The sequence below is a fragment of the Altericroceibacterium indicum genome, assembly GCF_009828105.1.
Classification (GTDB): domain Bacteria; phylum Pseudomonadota; class Alphaproteobacteria; order Sphingomonadales; family Sphingomonadaceae; genus Altericroceibacterium; species Altericroceibacterium indicum.
The window spans coordinates 81,005-103,838 of the sequence record NZ_WTYQ01000001.1 but is presented as its reverse complement, the minus strand read 5'-3'; the positions used below and the strand labels follow the sequence as shown (position 1 = coordinate 103,838).

General features: G+C 58.4%; 20 protein-coding genes. 11 read left to right on the top strand and 9 right to left on the bottom strand.

All coding sequences use genetic code 11. The annotated features are described in order from the left end of the window. The first annotated feature begins 58 nt into the window (after positions 1 to 58). Positions 59 to 811 (top strand): thioredoxin domain-containing protein, encoded by a 753-nt coding sequence (locus tag GRI39_RS00495; protein ID WP_160737760.1) that lies wholly within the window; start codon positions 59 to 61, stop codon positions 809 to 811. 27 nt (positions 812 to 838) lie between these two features. Then, positions 839 to 4,273: a chromosome segregation SMC family protein gene (locus tag GRI39_RS00490; RefSeq protein ID WP_160737759.1), complete on the top strand. Its 3,435-nt coding sequence runs from the start codon at positions 839 to 841 to the stop codon at positions 4,271 to 4,273. 5 nt (positions 4,274 to 4,278) lie between these two features. Here the strand turns inward: GRI39_RS00490 and soxR are convergent, their stop codons facing one another. After that, on the bottom strand, positions 4,279 to 4,728 hold the full coding sequence (gene soxR, locus GRI39_RS00485; protein WP_343033261.1) for a redox-sensitive transcriptional activator SoxR: 450 nt from the start codon (positions 4,726 to 4,728) through the stop codon (positions 4,279 to 4,281). A 164-nt stretch (positions 4,729 to 4,892) separates the two neighbouring features. Here soxR and GRI39_RS00480 point away from each other — a divergent pair, with 164 nt between their 5' ends. Continuing rightward, the gene (locus GRI39_RS00480; protein WP_160737757.1) at positions 4,893 to 5,264 is read left to right on the top strand and encodes a VOC family protein; all 372 of its coding nucleotides are present in this window, start codon (positions 4,893 to 4,895) and stop codon (positions 5,262 to 5,264) included. Between the two features lie 58 nt (positions 5,265 to 5,322). Here GRI39_RS00480 and GRI39_RS00475 read toward each other — a convergent pair whose 3' ends face one another. Next, the gene (locus GRI39_RS00475) at positions 5,323 to 6,735 is read right to left on the bottom strand and encodes a succinylglutamate-semialdehyde dehydrogenase (protein WP_160737756.1); all 1,413 of its coding nucleotides are present in this window, start codon (positions 6,733 to 6,735) and stop codon (positions 5,323 to 5,325) included. 68 nt (positions 6,736 to 6,803) lie between these two features. Beyond that, on the bottom strand, positions 6,804 to 8,207 hold the full coding sequence (locus GRI39_RS00470) for a protein adenylyltransferase SelO family protein (RefSeq protein WP_160737755.1): 1,404 nt from the start codon (positions 8,205 to 8,207) through the stop codon (positions 6,804 to 6,806). A 121-nt stretch (positions 8,208 to 8,328) separates the two neighbouring features. On the opposite strand from GRI39_RS00470, the gene GRI39_RS00465 reads away from it, so the two are divergent. The 5 genes from GRI39_RS00465 to GRI39_RS00445 all read left to right on the top strand — a co-directional run bounded on the left by GRI39_RS00465 (position 8,329) and on the right by GRI39_RS00445 (position 14,192). Then, entirely contained in the window at positions 8,329 to 9,204 is an 876-nt protein-coding gene (locus GRI39_RS00465) for an alpha/beta fold hydrolase (RefSeq protein ID WP_160737754.1), read from the top strand. 43 nt (positions 9,205 to 9,247) lie between these two features. Then, positions 9,248 to 10,405, top strand: a complete 1,158-nt coding sequence (locus GRI39_RS00460) for a glycosyltransferase family 4 protein (protein WP_160737753.1) — start codon at positions 9,248 to 9,250, stop codon at positions 10,403 to 10,405. A 135-nt stretch (positions 10,406 to 10,540) separates the two neighbouring features. After that, positions 10,541 to 11,341, top strand: coding sequence for a tetratricopeptide repeat protein (locus tag GRI39_RS00455; RefSeq protein WP_343033260.1), 801 nt, complete (start codon positions 10,541 to 10,543; stop codon positions 11,339 to 11,341). A gap of 9 nt (positions 11,342 to 11,350) precedes the next feature. Beyond that, positions 11,351 to 12,697: a PQQ-binding-like beta-propeller repeat protein gene (locus GRI39_RS00450; RefSeq protein ID WP_160737752.1), complete on the top strand. Its 1,347-nt coding sequence runs from the start codon at positions 11,351 to 11,353 to the stop codon at positions 12,695 to 12,697. Positions 12,698 to 12,800: 103 nt separating this feature from the next. Beyond that, positions 12,801 to 14,192, top strand: a complete 1,392-nt coding sequence (locus tag GRI39_RS00445; protein ID WP_343033258.1) for a methyltransferase family protein — start codon at positions 12,801 to 12,803, stop codon at positions 14,190 to 14,192. Positions 14,193 to 14,226: 34 nt separating this feature from the next. Here the strand turns inward: GRI39_RS00445 and GRI39_RS00440 are convergent, their stop codons facing one another. Further along, positions 14,227 to 15,597, bottom strand: a complete 1,371-nt coding sequence (locus tag GRI39_RS00440) for a glutamate--cysteine ligase (protein ID WP_160737751.1) — start codon at positions 15,595 to 15,597, stop codon at positions 14,227 to 14,229. A 75-nt stretch (positions 15,598 to 15,672) separates the two neighbouring features. Then, positions 15,673 to 16,422, bottom strand: a complete 750-nt coding sequence (locus GRI39_RS00435; RefSeq protein WP_160737750.1) for a 16S rRNA (uracil(1498)-N(3))-methyltransferase — start codon at positions 16,420 to 16,422, stop codon at positions 15,673 to 15,675. Positions 16,423 to 16,461: 39 nt separating this feature from the next. Between GRI39_RS00435 and ubiA the strand changes: the two genes are divergently transcribed. Further along, positions 16,462 to 17,379 carry a 4-hydroxybenzoate octaprenyltransferase gene (gene ubiA, locus GRI39_RS00430; protein ID WP_160737749.1) on the top strand — a complete coding sequence of 306 codons (918 nt, stop codon included), beginning with the start codon at positions 16,462 to 16,464 and terminating at the stop codon, positions 17,377 to 17,379. A gap of 5 nt (positions 17,380 to 17,384) precedes the next feature. Here the strand turns inward: ubiA and GRI39_RS00425 are convergent, their stop codons facing one another. Together GRI39_RS00425 and GRI39_RS00420 are read right to left on the bottom strand one after the other, a co-directional pair. Beyond that, on the bottom strand, positions 17,385 to 18,122 hold the full coding sequence (locus GRI39_RS00425) for a hypothetical protein (RefSeq protein WP_160737748.1): 738 nt from the start codon (positions 18,120 to 18,122) through the stop codon (positions 17,385 to 17,387). 250 nt (positions 18,123 to 18,372) lie between these two features. Further along, entirely contained in the window at positions 18,373 to 18,813 is a 441-nt protein-coding gene (locus GRI39_RS00420; protein ID WP_160737747.1) for a glycine zipper 2TM domain-containing protein, read from the bottom strand. 162 nt (positions 18,814 to 18,975) lie between these two features. On the opposite strand from GRI39_RS00420, the gene rarD reads away from it, so the two are divergent. Continuing rightward, positions 18,976 to 19,887, top strand: a complete 912-nt coding sequence (gene rarD, locus GRI39_RS00415) for an EamA family transporter RarD (protein ID WP_160737746.1) — start codon at positions 18,976 to 18,978, stop codon at positions 19,885 to 19,887. Here the strand turns inward: rarD and GRI39_RS00410 are convergent. Continuing rightward, complete coding sequence (locus tag GRI39_RS00410; protein ID WP_170324271.1) at positions 19,864 to 21,186, bottom strand: dihydroorotase; 1,323 nt, start codon at positions 21,184 to 21,186, stop codon at positions 19,864 to 19,866. The genes rarD and GRI39_RS00410 overlap by 24 nt on opposite strands. Before the next feature lie 240 nt (positions 21,187 to 21,426). On the opposite strand from GRI39_RS00410, the gene ygfZ reads away from it, so the two are divergent. Beyond that, complete coding sequence (gene ygfZ / locus GRI39_RS00405; protein ID WP_160737745.1) at positions 21,427 to 22,176, top strand: CAF17-like 4Fe-4S cluster assembly/insertion protein YgfZ; 750 nt, start codon at positions 21,427 to 21,429, stop codon at positions 22,174 to 22,176. A gap of 6 nt (positions 22,177 to 22,182) precedes the next feature. On the opposite strand, the gene GRI39_RS00400 is transcribed toward ygfZ, so the two are convergent. Then, positions 22,183 to 22,803 (bottom strand): TetR/AcrR family transcriptional regulator, encoded by a 621-nt coding sequence (locus GRI39_RS00400; RefSeq protein WP_160737744.1) that lies wholly within the window; start codon positions 22,801 to 22,803, stop codon positions 22,183 to 22,185. Positions 22,804 to 22,834 lie beyond the last annotated feature (31 nt).

Sequence of the window (22,834 nt, the reverse complement as noted above, 5' to 3'; positions counted from 1 at the left end):
GCGCTGCCCTTGCGCTAGGCTCTTTATTTCCGAACATATTGATAGACGGATATCATCTATGACCCTGTTTCGCCGCACTACTCTGGCTCTGATGGCCGCCCCGATTGCTCTTGCTCTTTCTGCTTGTGGATCGAGCGATGACAAGGCCGGAACAGGCGAAGTCGCTGGCGAAGCGATCGCTGCCATCCCCGCTCCTGCTGGCCAAAGCTGGAATGAAACAGCCAGTGAAAGCCCTGAAGGTGGCTACATTGTCGGCAATCCTGATGCGCCTTTGAAGCTGATGGAATATGCCTCGCTGACATGCCCGCATTGTGCAGTGTTCTCTCAGGATGCGAGCGGCCCGATCGAGAAATATATCAATTCCGGCGTGGTGAGCTATGAATTGCGCAACCAGATTCACGATCCGCTCGATCTGACCATGGCCATGCTGGTGCGTTGCGGAACAGATGAAAGCTTCCACCCGCTGTCCACGCAGGTCTGGGCCAATCTTGAGCCGATCATCACCAAGGCACAAAGCAATTCTGCGGCTCTGAATGCCGCGATTCAAGCCGATGCCAACACGCGCTATCAGAAGATCGCGGAAGCAGCGGGTCTGATTGATTTCTTTGCTGCGCGTGGAATCAGCCGCGATCAGGCGATGAAGTGCCTCGCCAATGGCAAGGAAGCCGAACAGATCGCCAGCAATTCTGAAACCCAGTCCAATAAGCTGGATGTTACCGGCACACCTACGTTCTTCCTCAATGGTAAATTGCTGGAAGGCAACACCTGGGCACAGATCGAACCGGCTCTGCAAAAGGCTGGCGCCCGCTAAGCCGGGCACCATTGCGCTGGCCTGCCGATGCATTTCCGAAAGCTCAAACTTTCCGGATTCAAAAGCTTCGTCGAGCCAGCCGAACTTCATATTGAAGCGGGGCTGACGGGCATCGTCGGCCCCAATGGTTGCGGCAAGTCCAACCTGCTGGAAGCTATTCGCTGGGTGATGGGGGAAAACTCCCCCAAGAGCCTGCGCTCTGGCGGTATGGAAGATGTGATCTTCGCCGGAACCGCACAGCGCCCCCCGCGTGATTTTGCCGAAGTTATCCTCAACGCCATCGATTCCGAAGGCGAAGAATTGCAAGTCACCCGGCGGATAGAGCGCGGGGCGGGCAGTGCCTATCGTGTGAATGGCCGGGATGTGCGGGCCAAGGATGTCGCGCTGACCTTTGCCGATGCCGCGACCGGCGCGCATTCCCCCGCCCTTGTCAGCCAGGGCAAGATCGCCGCAGTGATCGCGGCCAAACCTGCCGAACGCAGGCAAATGCTGGAAGAAGCGGCCGGGATTGCCGGCTTGCATGTCCGCAGGCGCGATGCAGAAAGCAAATTACGCCAGACGGAAAGCAATCTGGCCCGGCTCGATGATCTGATGGCAGGCCTCGATAGCCAGATGGCCACGCTGAGGCGGCAGGCCCGGCAGGCTGAACGCTATAAGGAATTATCGGGTGAGATTCGCAACGCAGAGGCACGGTTGCTGTTTGCCCGCTGGCGCGATGCAGCAGAAGCAGCCAAGGCAGCACGGGCCGAAGCCAAGGCCTGTGATGAACGGGTGCAAACCGCGCAAAGCCTCACCAAACAAGCGCAGGATGCGCAACATGTGCTGGCAGCAGAACTCGCCAAAGCACGTGATCTTCTGGCCGACCGGCGCGATGATGCGCAGGCGCAGGGGCATCGCATGGTCACGCTCACCAGCCAGTTGGAAGCGGCCGAACAAAGGCTCGCCGATCTCGACCGGCAGAAGCAGCGTCTGGACAATGATCGCAGTGAAGCAGACCGGATCACCCGCGATGCCGCTGAACAATTGCAGCGGCTGGAAAATGAACTCGCCACCAATGAAAAGGCGCTTGCTGCGGATCAAGCCGCAAGGCCTGCCATGGCGGCTGAGGCAGACAATGCTGAACGTGCCGCCCGTGCGGCAGAACTGGCGCTCGCCAAAGCGACAGCGGATCATGCAGGCGTTGAAGCGGAGTGGCGCGTGGCTGAAAGCGAAGTGGCGCAGGCGCGTGCACGATATGATCGCCTGGCGGCAGAACATGCGCGGCAAAGCCAGATGCGCGATGCACTGAATGAGCAGGGCGATCCGGCTGCGGCGGTGGAAGAGGCTCAGCAGCAGGTTGAAGCCACGGCTGCCTCTCTCAGTGCCGCGCGGAAAGCTCTGGAAGTGCAGCAAGAGCAGAAGATTGCTCTGGCTGAAGAACGCGATGCGGCGGCCAGTGCGGTTTCAGCCGCCAAGGCCGATCTTGCCGGGATGGAGCGGGAATATCAGGCCCTTTTGCGGGATCGACAGGCGCGGCAGCGGCAGGCGTCCAACAAGCATGGCCTGCCATCGGCGCTGGACCGGGTGCGGGCCGATAAGGGCTATGAACGTGCGCTCGCCGCTGTTCTGGGGCGCGATGCCAGGGCGCCCTTGGGGATGCCGGAAGGCCAGCCGGAAGGGCGATTCTGGCGTGGAAGTGGCGATGCTGCGCCTTCCCCGGTGGCCGATACTCTGGTCGCCCATGTGCCTGATTGCCCGCCGGAACTCGCCGCTCGGCTGGCGCTGGTTCATGTGGTGGAGGCTGATGATGACCGCCTTTTGCATCCCGGCGAATGGTTGGTGACCACGGCCGGGGCCTTGCGCCGATGGGATGGTTTTGTCGCGCGGGGCGAAGGGGCGGCAGAAGCGGCGCGGCTGGAAGCCGAAAACCGCTTTGCCGAATTGGAATCCGCGCTTCCTCCTCTGCAAGAGGCTGTCCGCCAAGCTGAAGCCCGGCAGATATCTGCGCAAGAAAAGCTCAGCACTTTGCAGAATGATCTAGTGGCCAAGGAACGCGCTGTCACGCAATCGGTGGAGGCGGAACGGCAGGCATTGCGTGCACTCGATCAGGCAGAAGTAGCGCGTGATCGCTATGTCCGACGGATGGAAGAGCTGGATGAAGCGACGCGCGATTTGGCATCCCAAGTCGAACAGGCGGAGCGTGATGTCGCCGCCACCGATGCGCGCAAAGCCGCCCTCCCCGATCCGGCGACCGGCCGCGCTGCGCTGGATGCCGCGCAGGCCCGCCATGAAGCGGCGCGCTCTGCCATGCAAAGCGCAAGCGCTGCTCTGGCCGCGCATGATCAGGCGCTCGCTGTTGCGCAGGAACGCACCGTCACCCAGCGCGCCGACATCAAGGGGTGGCAACGTCGCGCCGGCGATGCCGCCAGCCGCCTCGCTGAAATGGGTCGTCGTTTCGATGAAATTGCCGAAGAACGCACCGTCATCGCCGCCAAGCCTGAAACACTGATGCGCGAGATTGAGCAGGGCGAAGCTGTGCGTGAGAGGCTCGCCGCAGAACTGGCGGAAGCTGACGCAGCGGTGAACGCCATCACCGAACAATCGCGCCTGGCCGATGTAACGCTGGCCGAAGCCAATGAAACCCTGTCTGCTGCACGCGAAGCCCGCGCCGGAGCCACTGCGCGCGCCGAAAGCGAAGAAGCGCGGCGGGAAGAGATGGGCCGCCAATCGGGTGAGCGTTTTCAATGCCCAGCCCCCGTCCTCTCGCGCAATTTCAACTTTGATCCTGATTCTGTGGCCAGTGCGGAACTGGAGAACAGCGCGCTTGAAAAACTCACCACCAGCCGTGAACGAATTGGCCCGGTTAATCTGGTGGCCGCCGATGAACTCGCCGCCATCGAAGCGCGCCATGGCGAAAGCGCGGCAGAGCAGGCAGAACTGGCTGAAGCAGTCCACCGCCTGCGCGGCTCCATCGGTAATCTCAACCGCGAAGGGCGTGAACGCTTGCGCGCCGCTTTTGAAGCGGTGAATGGACATTTCATGCGGCTGTTCACCCGGCTCTTCCAAGGCGGACAGGCGCATCTGGCACTGGTGGATAGCGATGATCCGCTGGAGGCAGGGTTGGAAATCTATGCCCAGCCGCCCGGCAAGCGGCTGCAATCGCTTTCGCTTCTCTCAGGCGGGGAACAGGCGCTGACCGCCTGCGCGCTGATCTTCGGCCTGTTCCTCACCAATCCGGCCCCGATCTGTGTGCTGGACGAGGTGGATGCCCCGCTCGATGATGCCAATATTGACCGGTTTTGCGATCTTCTCGACCAGATGGCCCGCGAAACGCACACCCGCTATCTGATCGTAACCCACAATGCGGTTACGATGAGCCGAATGCACCGTTTGTTCGGTGTGACCATGGTCGAACAGGGCGTTTCGCGGCTGGTCAGCGTGGATCTTGGCGGGGCCACCGAATTGCTTGCCGCTGCCGAATAGGCCGCTTACAAATCCATATGCGGCCCCGGCCCCTTGGCGGCTGCCTTGTCCCCGGCATTATAAAGTGCGCATTTTGCAAGGCTGAGACAGCCGCAACCGATACATTGATCGAGCCGCTTGCGGGTGCGAGTCAGGAGATCAATCTGTTCATCAATCCGCTCGCGCATATGGCTGCTAATCCGCTCCCAATCCCTCACCGTCGGCGTGCGCCCTTGCGGCAAAGTGGCGAGATGTTCTTCGATCTCTTTCAGGCCCAGCCCCAATTTTTGCGCAATCAGGATAAAGCTGATCCGGCGAATGTCTGACCGCAAAAAGCGTCGCTGATTACCTGCTGTGCGCAAAGATTGGAGCAATCCCTTCTCTTCATAAAATCGGATTGCAGACACGGCCACACCCGTCCGCCGCGCAAGTGTGCCAATCGCGATCAAATGATTGCCGGGATTTTCGTGCGCCACTTCATATCTCCAGTAATAGCTTGACCTCAACTTAGATTGAGCTTGCATAAGAAGCAAACAGGTGATTCGCAGCAGCGGTGAAACAGGCCTTCGATCGACACAATCGGGCCGCATCCAGCCGCTGAATTGCCAGACATGAAATGGAATGAATTGGAGATAGCATCATGACCAAAGGCAAGCTCGAACACGTTAACATTCTCGTTAGCGATATTGATCGTTCCGCCGCTTTGTTTGAAAAACTATGTGGCTGGCATCAACGCTGGCGTGGGCCTGCCTTGAATGGCGGGGAAACGATCCATTGCGGCGAGGAAGAGACTTACCTCGCGATTTATACCAACCACAAGAAACAGGAGCGTTTCCATAAGGGCCGCCCACTCAACCACATCGGCATTGTGGTCGATGATCTTGATGCCGCCGAAAGCGTGGTTTTTGACGCTGGCCTGATACCTTTTAATCACGGTGATTATGAACCGGGCCGCCGGTTCTATTTCTTCGATTGGGACGGGATCGAATTTGAAGTGGTGAGCTATGAATGAGATCATGCCCCGCCAAGGACTGTTTGCGAAAGCTCAGCCGCTTACGAAGGCGCGCACGTCATTGCTCAAACCCAACACCCACGCTCGCCCGTGGCTGGTCAAGTTCGGAGCTGGAGACCGGATAGGCGCAATGATCCGCAGAATAATAAGCGCCTGGACGGTGATTGCCGGACAGCCCCACCCCGCCCACTGGCGCACTGGCTGAGGGCGCATTGGTCGGACGGTTCCAATTGATGATGCCAGCGCGGATATTGCTCCAGAAGCGGTTATATTCCTCCGGCGAACCACCCAGCAAGGATGCTGACAGGCCAAAGCGCGTATTGTTGGCTTCGGCGATAGCTTCATCAAAATCATCCGCCCGGATAATCTGGAGGAGCGGCCCGAAAATCTCAACATCAGGGCGATCCTCCACCCCGGTGACGTCGATCAATCCCGGCGTAACAAAGGGAAGATCACCAAACGGGCGGCGCATATGGGCCAGCGCCTTGCCGCCATTGGAGAGAAAATAGAGGAAGCTCTCCGTCACCAAATCAGCCGCGCGCGTGTCGATCATCGGCCCCATAAAGGGCTGCGGCTGGTCAAATGGCGCGCCGATCACCATCCGGTCGAGCAGCTTGAGCAATTCAGCGATAAGATCGAAATACATCGATGATTTTACGATCAGGCGGCTTGCCGCTGTGCAGCGCTGTCCCGCATTGGTGAAGGCCGATTGTATAATCAGCGCCGCCACATCGCCTATCTTGGGCGTGTCCCACACAAGGATGGGATTATTCCCGCCCATTTCCAGCGTCACGATCTTGTTCGGTGTGCTGGCCAGCTTGCGGTTGATCGCAATGCCAGTTGGTGCAGAGCCAGTGAACAAGATGCCGCTGACATCGGCATGCGCCACCAGCATTTGCCCTTCTTCCGGGCCGCCAATCAGCAATTGCAACACGCCTTCGGGCACGCCTGCGCGGTGGAAGCAGCCGACCAGAAATTCGCCCACGGCAGGGGTTTTCTCACTCGGTTTCAGGATCACGACATTGCCCGCGATAAGCGCTGGAACGATATGCCCGTTCGGCAGATGGGCGGGCGAATTATAAGGCGCCAGCACCACCATCACGCCATGCGGCCTGTGGCGCAGCGCACTGGTGCCCTGCAAGGCGCTGTCCAGCCGCCGCTGCCCGGTGCGTTCACCATATGCGCGGATCGATATTTCAACCTGATCGATCACCGCGCTGACTTCGCTGCGCGCTTCCCACAAGGGCTTGCCGGTTTCGCGGGATATGAGCGTTGCGAGCGCCTCTTCCTGCCGCCGCACTTCATTGGCGAAACGGCGCATCAGTTCTACCCGTTTGGCAAGTGGTTCTGCCGCCCAATGTCGCCACGCCTTGCATGCAGTGACAACGGCCGCATCCACATTTCCGATTTCACCTTCCCAGAAGGCCTCCCCTGTGGCCGGTTCAACGGAAATGATATGCCTGTTGCTCACTCGCAAATGCTTTCAATTGCAGGATATTGTCTGGTGATAGCCGCTTGTTCCATGCCCGGCCACAGAAGTTAAGCAGTGACGTGCCCGGCCGGGGCCAGCGGTTCACCCAGCGCATCGCCCATCCGGCGAAGTGCGGCTACCTTATTTTCCAGCGGCGCCCAATCATCACGCTCTGCAATGGCGGCCCACAGGGTTTCCACTTCATCGATCTGCATGGATTGCACCGCACCTTGTGCCCAATATTCATGGGTGAGATCAGTTGCCTCATAGCCCTGCAGCGCCTCTGCCAGATCGCCTTCAGCATCCCTGCCCCCGCGATGGCGGAAGAAGAAATCGTCCGGGCTGATCTTGCTGTCTACCATGGTGCGTTCAGCGCTTTGGATCAGTTTGAAATCGGCCTCCTCACCCCGGCTGGTGACGCCCAATCGCCAGCAGAAACGCCGCATGGTGGCCTGTTTGTAGCATTCACCAAACCTGTCCAGCGCCGCCATCAGCGGTTCAGCATCACAGATCCGGCGCAAGGCGATGGCAAGCTGCGCGCAATTCCAGCGGATCGCTTCGGCCTGCCGCCCAAAGGCATAAAGGCCGTTATGGTCAAAATAAGCCGCCACGAAGCTCGGCTGCCATTGCGGTGCCCAGCGCCATGGGCCGTAATCGAAACTCTCACCCGTAATGTTCATATTATCGGTGTTGAGAACGCCATGGACAAAGCCGGAGACCATATAGGTTGCGGCAAGATCCGCGAGGCGTTCCACCACGTGATGCAGGAAAATGGCGGCCGGTTCATCGCGGCCCGGAGCGTCTTCTGGCGGAGGTGGCCCCGGAAATTGCGTCAGGCAATAATCAACCAGCGCGCGCAAGTGATCGTCTTCTTCAAGCACGGCAAGGCGTTGAAAGCTGCCGATGCGGATATGCGAATGAGAGAGGCGGACCATCACCGCAGAGCGGGTGGGTGAAGGTTCATCGCCGCGCCACAGGTCTTCCCCTGTTTCCACAACGGAGAATGTCTTGCTGGTATAAGCGCCCAGAGCTTCGAGCATTTCCGTGGCGAGGATTTCGCGCACGGCACCTTTCAGCGTCAATCGGCCATCAGCGGTGCGGCTATAGGGTGTGGTGCCGCTGCCCTTCGTGCCGCAATCAAGCAAGCGCCCGGCCCCATCACGCATCTGGGCAAAGAGAAACCCCCGCCCATCACCAATATCGGGATTATACACGCGAAACTGGTGCCCATGATAACGCAGCGCCAAAGGCTGTGGCAGATTATCGGGCAAAGGCTCAAACGCGCCGAAATGGGCAAGCCATTGCTCCTCGGGCAAATCCTGCAAACCAACAGCCCTGTCCCAGCGCCTGTTGCGGAAGCGCAATTGCTGTTTGGGAAAGTCTGCCGCCTCCACCGGATCACCCAGCCAATCGGCCAAGGAGAGAATTTGCGGGTCAGCCCTGTAGGGCGCGGCTTGCGGTTCGGCTCTCATGTGGCATTAGTGGGGGCCGATGGCTAAGAGCGCAAGCCAAGCAACACCGAATCTGGTGCAGAGCTTGGGAGATGCGCTATTTGCAGCAACCCATTTTATAAGGCCGTGTGAGATCACCACCATGAGCGAAACCACCTTCACCCATGGCACCTGGCTAAGCGCCGATGGGCTGACGCTGTCATATACGGAATATCCCGGCAACAATGATCACCCGCCGATTCTGTGCATTCCCGGCCTGACCCGCAATGCGCGCGATTTTGAGCCGATAGCGGATGCCTTCGCCGGGGAATGGCGCGTCATCTGCCCCGACCTGCGCGGACGAGGCCTCAGTGATTATGCCAAGGACCCGGCGAGCTATACGCCGGAAACCTATGTTGATGATATTGAGGCGCTGCTTGAGCAATTGGGGCTGGAAAAGGTGGTGGTGATCGGCACTTCGCTGGGCGGAATTGTCACCATGCTGCTCGCCGCGCGCAATCCAGCGCCGCTGGCCGGTGTGGTGCTCAATGATATTGGCCCGATGATTGAAGCGGCTGGCATTGACCGTATCCGCGAATATGTCGGACAGGGACGGACCTTTCCCACCTGGATGCACGCGGCCCGCGCGATGAAAGACACCGCCGGGGCGGCCCATCCTGATTTTGATATTTCTGACTGGCTGACCCTCTCCAAACGGCTGATGTGCCTCAGCGGAAATGGCCGAATCACGTTCGATTACGACATGAAAATTGCCGACAATTTCGAAACCGTGCCGGAAGGCCCGCAAGTGGACATGTGGCAAGCCTATCGCGCACTGAGTGGACGCCCCGTGCTGGCCATTCGCGGGCAATTGTCCGATCTCCTTTCGGAAACCACGCTGGCGCGGATGAGCCGGGAAATCCCTGATGTGGAAACCATCACTGTGCCCCGCGTCGGCCATACCCCGATGTTGAGCGAAGAGGTGGCCCAATCGGCCATCGCAAGGCTGCTCGCACGGGTATCGGCAGCGCAGAATTGACCCGGCACATCGTCCAACCCATCCAATCGAGCTGACGGACCCCATGGCAAAATCACCTCTTCGCCCGCGCTTCCTGCACCTTCATTCGACCTTCAATGCAGGGGGCAAGGAATTACGCTGTGTCCGGCTGATCAATGCCTTTGGCACAGCAGCGGACCATGCCATCGTGTCGGCCGAGCCTGACGCACTGGGGGCCAAGGCGCGGCTCTCCAATGTCGCCAATTGCCGCTTTCCGGAATTTCCTGCACTCAAAGGCAGGCCCACACCCGGACGGCTCAAGAAAATTGCTGCCGCGATGCAGGGCTATGATCTGATTCTGACCTATAATTGGGGCGCGATGGATGCGGTAATGGCACACACCTTATTCGCTGATGTCTATAAGCTCGCCCCGCTGGTGCATCATGAAGATGGCTTCAATTCTGATGAAGCAACAAAGCTGAAGACCAGCCGCAACCTCTATCGCCGGATAGCTCTGGGCCGGTCGGCGGCGCTGGTGGTCCCGTCCAGGAAGCTGGAGGATATCGCGCTCAACATCTGGCAGCAGCCGCGCAGCCGGGTGCAGCGGATTTCAAACGGCATCCCTACCTTGCTGTTCAACCGGGTGGCGAAAGCCGACGCCATGCCTAATCTCGTCAAGCGGCCGCAGGAAAACTGGGTCGGCACCATTGCAGGCCTGCGCCCGGTGAAGAACCTCACCGCCCTTGTCCGCGCGATGACCGGCCTGCCCGATTACTGGCATCTGGTGATCTGCGGAGAAGGCCCGGAACGCGATGCAATCATGGCAGAAGCTGAAAGACTCAATATTGATGACCGGGTTCACCTGCCCGGCCACGTGGCCCAGCCGGACAAGGTGATGAGCCTGTTTGATATCTTTGCCCTCTCCTCCCACTCCGAACAATTCCCGATCTCGGTGGTCGAAGCCATGGCGGCAGGCCTTCCCGTGGTCGCACCCGATGTGGGCGATGTCATGCAGATGGTCGCGCCTGAGAATGAACCACTCATCACCCCGGCAGGAGACGAGCAGGCCCTGACAGATTCTCTCCAAAGGCTGGCCAGCGATCCAGATCACCGCGCTGCCATTGGCAAGGCCAACCGCCGCAAAGCCCATTCAGAATATGATGAAAAGCAAATGATTTCCCGTTATAAATCGCTCTATTGGGGGCTGATGGGACGCGCCTCTATGCGCTCTGGCGGCAAATGATGCTTCATCGCGCATTCACGCTTGCGCCTACACTAGGGCAATCATTGATTGAATTGGCTGGGCCATGCTTTAAACAACCGCCCCAATCGGATCATTCCGAACTGTCTCTAGTCGTGCAAGGAAGCGCCTGAAATCGTGGCTCTCACACCCAAGAACAATCAAATCCCGGCCGATAAAGCAGCTATCCGTCAAGCAGCAGAGCATGATGTGCTCCTGCGTGAAGTGGATGAGGCGGTGCGGCAGGATCAGATGGCTGACATCGGCCGCAAATATGGCAAGCCGATCCTCGCTATCATCGTCGTGGCACTGCTTGCCTTTGGCGGCTGGCTCTGGTGGGATTCGCATCAGGAAAGCAAGCTGGAAGCCAATTCTGAAGAATTGGTCAAAGCGCTCGACAATCTTAAAGCCGATAATCTGGCTGCCGCTGACGGGCATCTGAAGCCTTTGGCGCAAGATGGCAGTAATGGCATGAAAGCCGCCGCGATCATGCTGGAAGGCGGCATGGCCCTTCAGCAGAACAAGCCCAAAGAAGCGGCCAAACTGTTCGATTCCATCGCCGCTGATAAAAACATGCCGGAAACCTATCGCAATCTGGCAACGATTCGCTCTGTCAGCGCGACCTTTGACGATATGGAACCTCAGAAAGTCATTGATCGGTTGAAGCCGCTCGCTGTGCCGGGTGAACCATGGTTCGGCAGCGCGGCAGAACTCGTCGGCATGGCCTATCTTGCCCAAGGCAAGAACGATCTCGCCGGCCCCCTTTTCGCTTCAGTCGCGAAGGATGAAAACGCCCCTCAGGGTCTTCGTTCGCGCACCCGTCAGCTTGCCGGCCTGCTCGGTTATGATGCGGTTGATGATGTGGACAAAACCCTGCAACAATTGCGCGTAGAGGGCGGCGATGTGCCCGCTCCCGGTGCAGCAGCAGCGGCCCAATAGGATAATCGAATGACCAAGCTGTTTGACAATCGCGGCACTTTGCGGCGCCTTGCTGTTCCGACCCTCGTCGGCGTCAGCCTCGCCCTCACAGCCTGCGGAGGCAAAGATCGGGTGAGCACCCCTACAATCGGCAAGCGGGAACCGGTTCTTTCGAAGATTGCATCCGAGATCAAACCTGATCCAGCCTTGTCCTCAACATCGGTCGTGGTGCCGCAACCCGTCGTCAATGCCGCCTGGTCACAGCCTGGCGGCAACGCTTCCAACAATCCCGGCAATCTGGCACTTGCTGATGCACCAACCCGGGCATGGAACGTCAAGATCAAGGGTTCTTCGAAGAAGGCCCGCCTTGCTGCAGCTCCAGTCGTGGCCGATGGCATGGTCTTCGTTGATGATATTGATGGCACGATCCACGCGCTGAATGCGAGCGACGGCAGCCAGATATGGACGCATGACACGGCTGCCTCCAGCGATCAGCGTGCAGTTCTCTTCGGCGGCGGCGTCAGCTATTTTGAAGGCCGGGTCTATGCCACCAATGGCGCAGGCGAAGTCTCTGCTCTGGATGCCAAGACCGGCAACGAAATCTGGAAAGTCCGCCCGGCTGGTCCTTTGCGCGGCTCACCAACGGTCGCGTTCAACGCGGTCTATGTGATGACGCAGGACAATCAGATCATTGCTCTCGATATGAAAGATGGCAAGGTCGTGTGGCAGGATTTCGGCGCTTCTGGCCAGTCCGGCATTTTCGGTGTGGCGGCTCCGGCTGCCGGGCAAAGCACCGTTGTTGCAGGCTACAGCACTGGTGAACTGGTCGCCTATCGCTATGAAAATGGACGCAATTTGTGGTCTGACGCCTTGGCCCGCACATCCATTTCCACAGAAGTTGGCACGCTGACAGACGTGGATGCTGATCCGATCATTGATAATGGCCGGGTCTATGCGCTGGGCCAGGGTGGCCGCATGGCGGCTTATGAACTCGTCACCGGACAGCGGCTTTGGGAATTGACCATTGCCGGTATCTCTACCCCGGTCGTCGCAGGGGAATGGATTTTCACCCTGACCGACGATGCGCAATTGCTAGCCATCGCCCGCTCCAGTGGACGGATCAAATGGATGACTCAATTGGAACGGTGGAAGAACGAAAAGAAGCGCAATAATGCGATTTTCTGGAAAGGCCCCGTGCTTGCCAATAACAAGCTCTGGATTGCCAGTTCACGCGGAGAAGTGATGTCCGTGGATGTCGGCACCGGTGTCCCGACAAAATTCGCTGAATTGAAAGATCCGGTTTCGCTGCCTCCCGTCGTGGCCAATAAAACCCTTTATATTCTGGATGATGGCGGCAACCTCACCGCCTGGCGCTAAGCCTTTGGCGCGCACATAACACGTCCCATTGCCGGACAGGCGATAGGCCCTTATCCAAAGGGTAACCAATCAGGCCTATCGCTGCCGGCATAAGGGGACCCATGTGACTGCCAGCAACACTTTATCCAGCCAAAACCCAGCGGACGAACAAACTTCAGCCGAACATCATCGCCCATCCAGCGATGTATCTTGGGTGGTTGGTTTTGTTGGCCTTGCCACTTTACTGAGCTGGATCATGCTCTGTCGGCATTGGCCGGCCATTGCTGACGCCTTTACCCTTCCCGGCCCGCATCAGCCTATGGACGGCCCCATGGCAGCGCTCATGGCGATGGTTTTGGCAGGTTTCGCCATGGCTCTGTGGTCTTTGCTGGTCAACAAGGTTCACCGCCGCCCCTCCACCGGGATTGACTGGGACAATCCCCGCACGATTGCACAGATTATCGATATCTCCGTGACCAAGCTGGCCGGGCTGTGGGTGACCTGGGCGATCATCGGTTTCCTATATTGTGTGGGGCGTTGGTATTGGCAGGGGCAATACCTCTTCGCGATGGACATCATTGCCACCGCTGCGGTGCCGCTTTTCCTGCTCTCTGTCCCTTATGTCCTGTGGCTTGACCGGGTGATGGTAGAGCCACGCGATTCAAGCTGGCACTTTGGCGCGCTGCTCATCGGGCGCGAACCATGGAGCCCGGCACAGGTGGCCAAACATTGGCGTAGCTGGATCATCAAAGGCTTTTTCAGCGCTTTCATGATCTCGATCCTGCCCGGTGGCTTTGGCTTTATCGTCAATGCCCAGTTCGCAGACCTGCTGGGCAATCCGGCACGCTGCGGGCAGGTGCTGTTTCAACTCCTGTTTCTTATCGACGTGCAGATCGGGACGGTTGGCTATCTGCTGACCATGCGCCCGCTCGACGCCCATATCCGTAGCGGCAACCCTTTGGTGGCTGGCTGGGTGGCCGCACTCATGTGCTATCCGCCTTTCGTGATTGGCCTGCTCGGCCCCGGCGGCGCGATCTCTTATGAAGTGAACACCGCCGATTGGGGCTATTGGCTGCGTTACCATGAAGTGCTGGGCTGGATCTGGATGAGCTGGCTCGTCCTCCTCACCGCGATCTATGCCTGGGCGACGATTGCCTTTGGCATCCGCTTTTCCAATCTCACCTATCGCGGGGTCATCACCAATGGCCCTTATGCCTTCAGTCGCCACCCGGCTTACCTTGCCAAGAACCTCTTCTGGTGGTGCTCGGTGCTGCCCTTCTTCGTCACCAGCGACAATCCTGTAGACATGGTGCGCAATTGCTTCTTCCTCGGCTGTATCAGCGCGGTCTATTTCTGGCGTGCTAAGACGGAAGAAGCCCATCTGCTGGGCGAAGATCCGAAATACCGCGCCTATCACGCATGGATGCGCGACCATGGGCTGATCACCAGCCGTATCACCAAAGCGGCGAAGTTCATCGCTCGCAGCCGCATACGCAAAACGCTACAGGAGAGCTGATCTCCTGTAGCGTTTGGGCAAAATTCAGCGCTCTTTAGAAGCTGTATTTATAAATCCGGCTGACATCGCCATTCCACTCGCCATGATATTTATCGAGCAGGCGCTGGGCCGGCACTTTACCGCTTTCAACAATTTCACTCAGCGTCTCAAGGAAGCCGGTTTCATTGTCACCGCTGGCGTTGAGCATATTGCGCGAGGACAACCCTTTACGCGCGATTTCAAGCACGGGGCCGGCAATATCACGCAAAGTTCCGCCACCGGGCAATGGTGCATCCAGCGCAAGCTTCGGCACCGCATTGCGCAGGGCTTCACGCTCCTCCATGGTCCAGTCTTTCACCAGATCCCAGGCGGCATCGAGCGAGGACTGATCATAAAGCAGGCCAACCCAGAAGGCCGGCAGCGCGCAAATGCGGCTCCACGGACCGCCATCGGCCCCGCGCATTTCAAGGAAGCTCTTCAGGCGCACTTCGGGGAAAGCGGTGGAGAGGTGATCCCACCAATCGCTTTCACGCGGCTTCTCACCGGGAAGTGCAGGCAGTTCGCCTTTTAGAAAATCGCGGAAGCTCTGGCCGGCAGCATCGATATATTGGCCATCGCGGAAGACGAAATACATCGGCACATCGAGCATATAATCGACATAGCGTTCATAGCCAAAATCTTCATCGAACACGAAAGGCAACATGCCCGTGCGCTGGGGATCAGTGTCTGACCAGATATGGCTGCGGAACGACAGGAAGCCATTAGGCTTGCCTTCGGTGAAGGGTGAATTGGCGAACAGCGCCGTGGCCAGCGGTTGCAGCGCCAGGCCGACGCGGAACTTCATGGCCATATCCGCTTCGCTCGAATAATCGAGATTGACCTGAATGGTGCAGGTCCGCAGCATCATATCAAGACCGAGTGATCCGACCTTGGGCATATGCTTGCGCATAATGCCATAACGCCCCTTGGGCATGATCGGCAGCTCTTCGCGGGTCTTGTCCGGCCACATGCCGAGGCCAAGATAGCCCACGCCGCATTCTTCACCGATCTGTTTCACCTGATCGAGATGGCGGCCCGTTTCAGCGCAAGTCTGATGGAGATTTTCGAGCGGCGCGCCTGAGAGTTCAAGTTGGCCTGCCGGCTCAAGGCTGATCGCGCCATCCGGCCCGCTCATCGCGATGACCTTGCCGCCTTCCTCTACCGGCTCCCAGCCGAATTGCTGCAATTGCAGCAGCAGATCGCGGATACCGCCTTCTTCCTCATAGGACGGCGCATGTTTATCGTCTTTTTTATAGACGAGCTTCTCATGCTCTGTGCCAATCCGCCAATCGGAACGCGGTTTTTCACCCGCCTGCATCGGAGCCACGAGCTGGTCGCGGCTTTCAATGACGGGATCACTATCGAGGGAGTCCTTACGCGTGCTCATACAAAGGCCGTTAAATAGGAAATGCCCATCACGCCAGCGTAAAATTACCGTTTTTGTTGACTATGTCCGCAAAGCTTATTGTCGCCAATCCCCTGCCAAGCCCATCCATAAAGCAATCGCGGCAATCGTGGCTGTCTCACCCCGCAATATTCGCGGACCTAGCGTAATCGCGCGAGTTGCCTTGATTGCGCGGATAGCCTCACGCTCCGCATCATCGAATCCTCCTTCTGGCCCGACAATCAGACCGGCAGGACCTGAATTTTGCGGAAAGACTTTTTCAACTGCTTCACCGCCCATTTCATCCGCAAAATAGAGCGCCCGATTGTCTGGCCATGTGCGCAGCAAAGCATCCAGTTTGATCGGTTCTGCCAAGGTCGGAAGCGCGGTGCGGGCGCATTGTTCAGCTGCTTCTGTGATAAGCGTCATCGCGCGATCATGGTTCAGCTTATCAGCGACACAGCGCCTTGTGATGACCGGCTGAATATGGCGCACGCCCAGTTCGGTCGCCTTTTCCAGCACCAGATCAAAGCGGTCTTTCTTCAGGAGTGCAGCATATAGGATGAAATCGGGCACTTCTTCGCGGGGGCGCAGATGCTGCACTAGATGGACGATGCAGTCGCGCTTTGCAGCAGCAGTGACTTCCCCTGCCCATTCGCCCGTTTCATCATCACAAAGAATAATCGCATCGCCTTCCCTGATGCGCATGACGCGCATCAGATAATGGGCGGCCTGCCCATCCAGCGTGATATCCATATCCGGGGCGAGCGGCCCCTTGGTGAAAAGGCGCGGCGCACTGCGCGGAGGCCAGGCGGGTGTAGCAGGCATGGCTTCCCCCTAGAGCGCGAGGCGGCTAATAGGCAAGCCATGACACATTCCAACCCCGCCGCAAACATCGTTCCCGATAGCGAACATCGCGGCCTGATTGCCCGCCTGCCGCAACCTTTGCGCGATTATGCGATGCTGGGCCGGTTTGATCGACCGATTGGCTGGTGGCTGTTGTTCTGGCCTTGTGCGTGGAGCGTCTGGCTGGCTGGCGCTGGCTGGCAGCTTGGGCTGCTGGCGTGGATGTTCCTGGGTTCGGTAGCGATGCGATCAGCGGGCTGTGTTTACAATGACATCGTCGATGCCAAGCTTGATCGGCAAGTCGCTCGCACGGCAGAACGGCCCGTGGCCAGTGGACGGGTGAGCAGGAAAGCTGCGTGGGTCTGGTTACTGGTGCTTTGCGCTATTGGGCTGGTCGTGCTGCTGCAATTGCGCCCCATCGCACAAGCGGTGGCGCTGGGCAGCCTTGCGCTGGTTGCCGCCTACCCCTTCATGAAGCGAATCACATGGTGGCCGCAAGCGTGGCTGGGGCTGGTTTTCACATGGGGTGCGCCCACGGGCTGGTTCGCCATCCGTTCCGACCACCTGCCAGTGATCGCCGCGCTTTATGCCGGGGCGTTCTTCTGGTGCATGGGTTATGACACGATCTACGCGCTGCAAGACCGTGAAGATGACGCGCTGGTGGGCATTAAATCGAGCGCAAGGCGGTTAGGCCAAGCGGTAAAGCCGGGCATTTTTGGTTTCTATGGCGCAGCGATTGCCTGTTGGGCTCTCAGCTTCTGGATGCTGCGGCCCGATTGGCTGGCGCTCCTCGCGCTGCTTCCGGTGGCCGTGCACCTTTTGTGGCAGGCTGGAACGCTTGACCCCACAGATGGCTATAATCCGCTTGTTCGCTTCCGTTCTAACCGGATGGCAGGACTGTTGTTGGCGGCAGGGTGCTTTGTTGTCGGCAATGCGTGAGCGCTTTAGCCCCCGCTGGTGATCAGATCGACTTCAGTCGCACCATCATCCAGCTTGCGAGCATAGACCACATAGGATTGCTTGCCTTTCACCCCGCCCAGCACATCATCGCTCCCATCGCGCACATGCTGTGCGGAAAAGCCGGCTGTCGATGCACGAGTGAAATAGAAGTTCAACACATCACCCAGCGGTACGGCAGTCTGAAAATTGACTACCCTGAGCGAACAGGCCCCCTGATCATTTCCGGCAGCTTCCTGAACGGACCCGCGTGGATAGACCGGGAAAGTCTGCGGCAATTTGGCCGCCCACTGCATAGTATAGGTAGCTTTTGATGCACAATCACCCTGGCCAGCCGGGGAAGCGGCGGCCCGTGCTGCGGCGGTGAGCGTCGCACTGAGTGGCAAGGTGCCTTTCACCTCAACAGGATCGGGAACCTGCTTTAACTTGTTTGCCCCACCCACCATCTGCAAGGCATCTGTACGAGCCAGAGCAATGGCCTGACGCCCCCGCGCTTCCGGTGGAAGAGCACCACGGCTTGAACGGATAGAGGCAGCATTACTGCCACCATTTTGCCCGACAAGGTCGGGATCAACAGTGATCTGGTCCCCCAGCGCTCCGCTAAGTGCGGGGTCATTTTCTGCCACGGGTGTTTCGCCATCACTCCTTTTGCTGCTGCAACCGGTAGCCAGCACAGCCGGTGACACAATCACCAATAAAGCAAGGATCGATGAAATGCGGGACATGGCAGACCTCAATTTGTGTCGAGATGGCAGCAACAAATTATCAATTTACTGCTTAATGCACATCACCGCAGCGGCAATAAGCCGGCGTGCCAAATTGGGAAGCTGGCACCATGGTTCCAAGGTGCTTGCAGAAGTCGCCCTCTGCAAGCACCCTGACGCCGCCTCTTCAGGAATTTGCGACCCAGAGGCAGCGTGATCTGGAGGCCTCTATAACAAAAGGTCCTGACTCCAAAGCCCTGATTTTACTCAATTAGCGGCAGCGCGAGTCGGAACGATCGATTTCGCGGCCGAGCAAACCGCCACCAACGGCACCCAGAATTGCACCGAGTGTTTTGTCACCACGACCGGCAACAGTATTCCCCGCAAGACCGCCAACGGCTGCACCAATCAGGAGGCCTGTCGTGCCATTTTCCTTCTTGCAGCGCCACCGGCCATCATCTCCGCGCCATACGCGCGTGTTGCGCGTCACGCGGTCACCACGATACCGGCTACGGGAATATCTGCGGTCGTGGCGATCATACCGATCATAACGATCGTAACGATCATGATGCCGCCCATGATTCCAGCTCACTTCGGTTGGTGCTGCATGGCTGGCGCCAGCGGGCACGAATTCCACAGCCGAAGCAGGTGCACTGACCGCCAGGCCGCCAGCGGCGAGAGCGAAAATCGTTGCTTTGATCCTGTTAGTCATCATCAATCTCCTTCAATCCCCTTTAAGACGGTTAAGACTTAACGTTGGTTTCCTGAACATTTGGCAACTTCGCCGATTTTTTCAAAATCCACGACAGGCTGAGCCATGTTTTGCGATGAAACGAAACTTGTGAGGAGACTCTGAGGAGCGTAACGGCGCGTTATGAGAGATGAATCACCCCCAGTAGACCGTGGTGCGTTGGCTTGTGTGCTGTTTGCCCACGCCATTTGGGGCTCGTTACCGCTATATCTGCTGCTGGTTCATTCGGTGCCACCAGTGGAATTTGTGGCCTGGCGCATCATCATGTCCCTGCCATTTTGCTTTGCCATCGTGTGGTTTCGCGGAATGATGCCGGAATTCCGCGCCATGCTACGCAGCCGAAAGGTTGTGCTCACGCTGGTAAGCACCTCCGCTGCCATCGGCATCAACTGGCTGAGCTATGTCTGGGCGATCCAGTCCGGCCATGTCTACGCTGCCAGTATCGGCTATTACATTTTACCACTGGTCATGATGGTGCTGGCCTATGTCGTGCTCGGAGAGCGGATGACGCGCCGGCAGTGGTTTGCTGCTAGCCTTGCAGCGCTTGGCGTGATGGCCCTCATGGGCGGCTCTTTGAACAATTTGTGGGTCAGCCTGTTACTCGCCACCAGTTTCGCCTTTTACGGGCTGATGCGGAAAACCGTGGCGGCTGGTGCCATGGTCGGGCTGGCATTGGAAACCCTGCTGCTGGCCCCGATCGCGCTCGGCATTCTGATCTGGTATGCGGCGGCTGGCCCGGGCATCAGCATGGGAAGCAATTGGGCTCTGAACGGCGCTATCGTAATGAGCGCGCCGATGACTGCGCTTCCGTTACTGCTCTTTGCAGTGGCTGCACGGCGACTGCCCTATTCGCTGATGGGTTTTCTCCAGTTTCTCCCTCCTTCCATCATTTTCCTTCTTGGTCTGACAGTGTTCGGGGAAAAAATGGATGTCAGCCAGCTTATCAGCTTTGCCCTGATCTGGACGGCGGCGGCATTGTTCGTTCGAGAAATGCTGCGCCGCCCAAAGCCATCAGAGGCAGCCAGCAAAGCGTAGGGCTTCGCCCTGCGCAGCTTCACCCAGTTCCGCTTCCCACATGGCCGTGTGTCCGCGAATGATCGTGCCGATCACGCGGCCTTCCAGCTCCATACCAGTAAAGGGCGACCAGCCAGCGCGGCTTTGCAGCCAGTCCTCAGTGATGGTGAAGTGGCCTTTACGGTCAACAATAGTGAAATCGGCATCATAACCCGCCGCGATCCGGCCCTTGCCGACAAGCCCAAACACCCGTTGTACGCCGGAGCTGGTCATATCGATCAGCCGTTCCAGCGTCATATGCCCCTTGGCCACATGATCGAGCATCAGGGGAAGCAGAGTCTGCACACCGGGCATTCCGCTCGGGCTGTCAGGATACTCCTTCGACTTTTCCTCAATCGTATGTGGCGCATGGTCAGACCCGATGACATCAGGCACGCCTGCCCGCAGCCACTCCCACAATCCAGCGCGATGCGCTTCTGAACGGATGGGTGGGTTCATCTGCGCATAGGAACCGAGGCGCGGGTAAGCATCTTCAGCGGCCAGTGTCAGATGCTGCGGTGTCACTTCGCAAGTGGCGACATCGCGGTGCTGCGAAATAACCGCCAACTCTGCTGGAGTGGTGACGTGGAGAATATGGATCGGGCGGCGCGCTTCACGCGCCAGCTTCAGAATCCGGCGCGTGGCCAGCATCGCGCTTTCATCATCGCGCCACACCGGGTGGCTGGAAGGATCGCCGCTGACCCTTTCACCCTTGCGAGAATTCATCCGCTCTTCGTCTTCGGCATGGATAGCCACCCGGCGATGGCCATTGGCGAGCACACGGGCGAGTTCCTTATCTTCTGCCACCAGCAGGCTGCCAGTGGAAGCGCCCATGAAAATCTTGACTCCGGCCGTGCCCGGAATCCGTTCCAGCGCGCCCAGTTCCGGCGCGTTCTCTGCCGTTGCACCAACATAAAAGGCATGATCACACCACATCCGGTGATGCGCACGTTCAAGCTTGTCATGCACCCGCATCACGCTGTCCGTGTTGGGGTTGGTGTTGGGCATTTCAAACACGGCGGTAATTCCGCCCATCACCGCCGCGCGGCTACCGGTTTCGAGATCTTCTTTATGTTCCAGCCCCGGCTCACGGAAATGCACCTGACTGTCGATCACACCGGGCAGCACATCCAGCCCTGCGCAGTCTATCTTTCGGCCTGCATCGGGGTAGAATCCCACCCCTACAATCTTGCCATCGCGCACAGCAACATCGGCCTGCACCGCGCCCGAAGGTGTATGAACAGTGCCGCCAGTAAGAACGAGTTCGGGGGATTGCGTCATCAGATAGGCCTCTCTCGGCTCGGAGATTCAAAAGTTGCCCCATCCCATGCCACAGAGACAGGAGAGACAACAGAGTGCGAATCCCGGAAGCGTTCGAAGCATCGGATGAAACTCGATGCGGGTGCCCCCAGAGGCTCAGGCAGACCTCTCATCGCGGCAGCCAACAAGCGTAATGGTGAAAATGCGCAAAGGGCAAACGGCGCTGGTTGATTCTCGACGTGCATATGCCACTTTAGTCGCATGTCTCATTCACGCCTGTTTTCCCGCTCGCTCATCCGTCTTCGCGCCACCGATATTTCCGAAGGGGAATCGGGGGAAGATGTTGCTGGCTTTCTGCAAGGCCTCGTCACCAATGATGTGACCGGTCAGCTTCCCACCTATGCCGGATTGCTATCGGCACAGGGCAAAGCGATGTTTGATTTTATCGTCTGGCCAGCAGGCCATGGCGAATTGCTGATCGATTGCGAAGCGGCACAGGCAGATGCTCTGGTGAAACGCCTCTCTCTTTATCGCCTGCGCCGCAAAATCTCGATTGAACGGGACGATACGCTGGGCGTCTATTGGAAAGCAGAACTGGGCGATGGGGGTGTGCCCGATCCGCGCCTCGCTGATCTGGGCGAACGCTGGGTCGCCAAAGTTTCCGATCATGATATCGCCGCCGATGCAGCATGGCAGGCCCACCGCCTCGCCCTTGGCGTATCGGAAGGCGTGGAGGAATTGGGCGATATTCTGTGGCTCGAAACCAATGCGGTGGAACTGCATGGCGTCAGCTTCAAGAAGGGCTGCTATATCGGGCAGGAAAATACGGCCCGCATGAACTGGCGACAGAAGGTCAATCGCCGCCTGATCGTAGTGCCGCTCGATCAATCACAGGAAAAACGCCGCAAGGTGGCTTATCCTGAATCGGGTTTTGCGGTGGATCATCTGCATGTGGCAGACATCGCCCCGGAATGGGTGCCTACATGGATGACACTGGAAGCCCCGGAATAACAGCGCTCAGGCGGCCTGCTGGTCGTCCAGCGAATCCGCCTCAACGGGAACCGAACGTTGCAGGAGAGCTTCGGCGCTTGCCCGTGCAGTGTTGCGATCAAGGCCGAGCGACAACGAAAGCTGCTTACCCAACAGCGCATCGCCCATAGCCATCAACACCAGTGTCAAGGTAACTTCCTTCAGATTACGCGCTGCTTGCTCCGATGCTTCGCCATCGACAGGCGTAAACTCGTCGATCAGCGCGTGAATAGCTTCGACAATCGGATTAAGCGCATCTTCATTGCCTGAAAGCAGCATCCAGCTTGCGAGCTGCCCGCCGCCTTGTTTGTCAAATGCATCGAAGGTGAGGTCCACCACTTCACGGGCAGAGGCAAGGCCAGCGCGCCGCGCACGCATCCTGTCAGCAATGGAGGAGCAAACTGTTTCCGCCAGATATTCGGACAATGCCACTTGCAAGCCTGCAGCCGAGCCGAAGTGATGCAACAAATTGGCGTGAGTCCGGTCCACTTTCGCCGCGACGGATTTCAGCGTCACACTTTGCGGACCAGTTTCAATCAACAATGTGCGAGCGGCTTCCAACGCTGCCTTTCGGCTTTCCTGCGAAGACAGGCGTTTTCTTTCCGGCATCAGATACCCCTTTTACCCCTGCACATGGGAG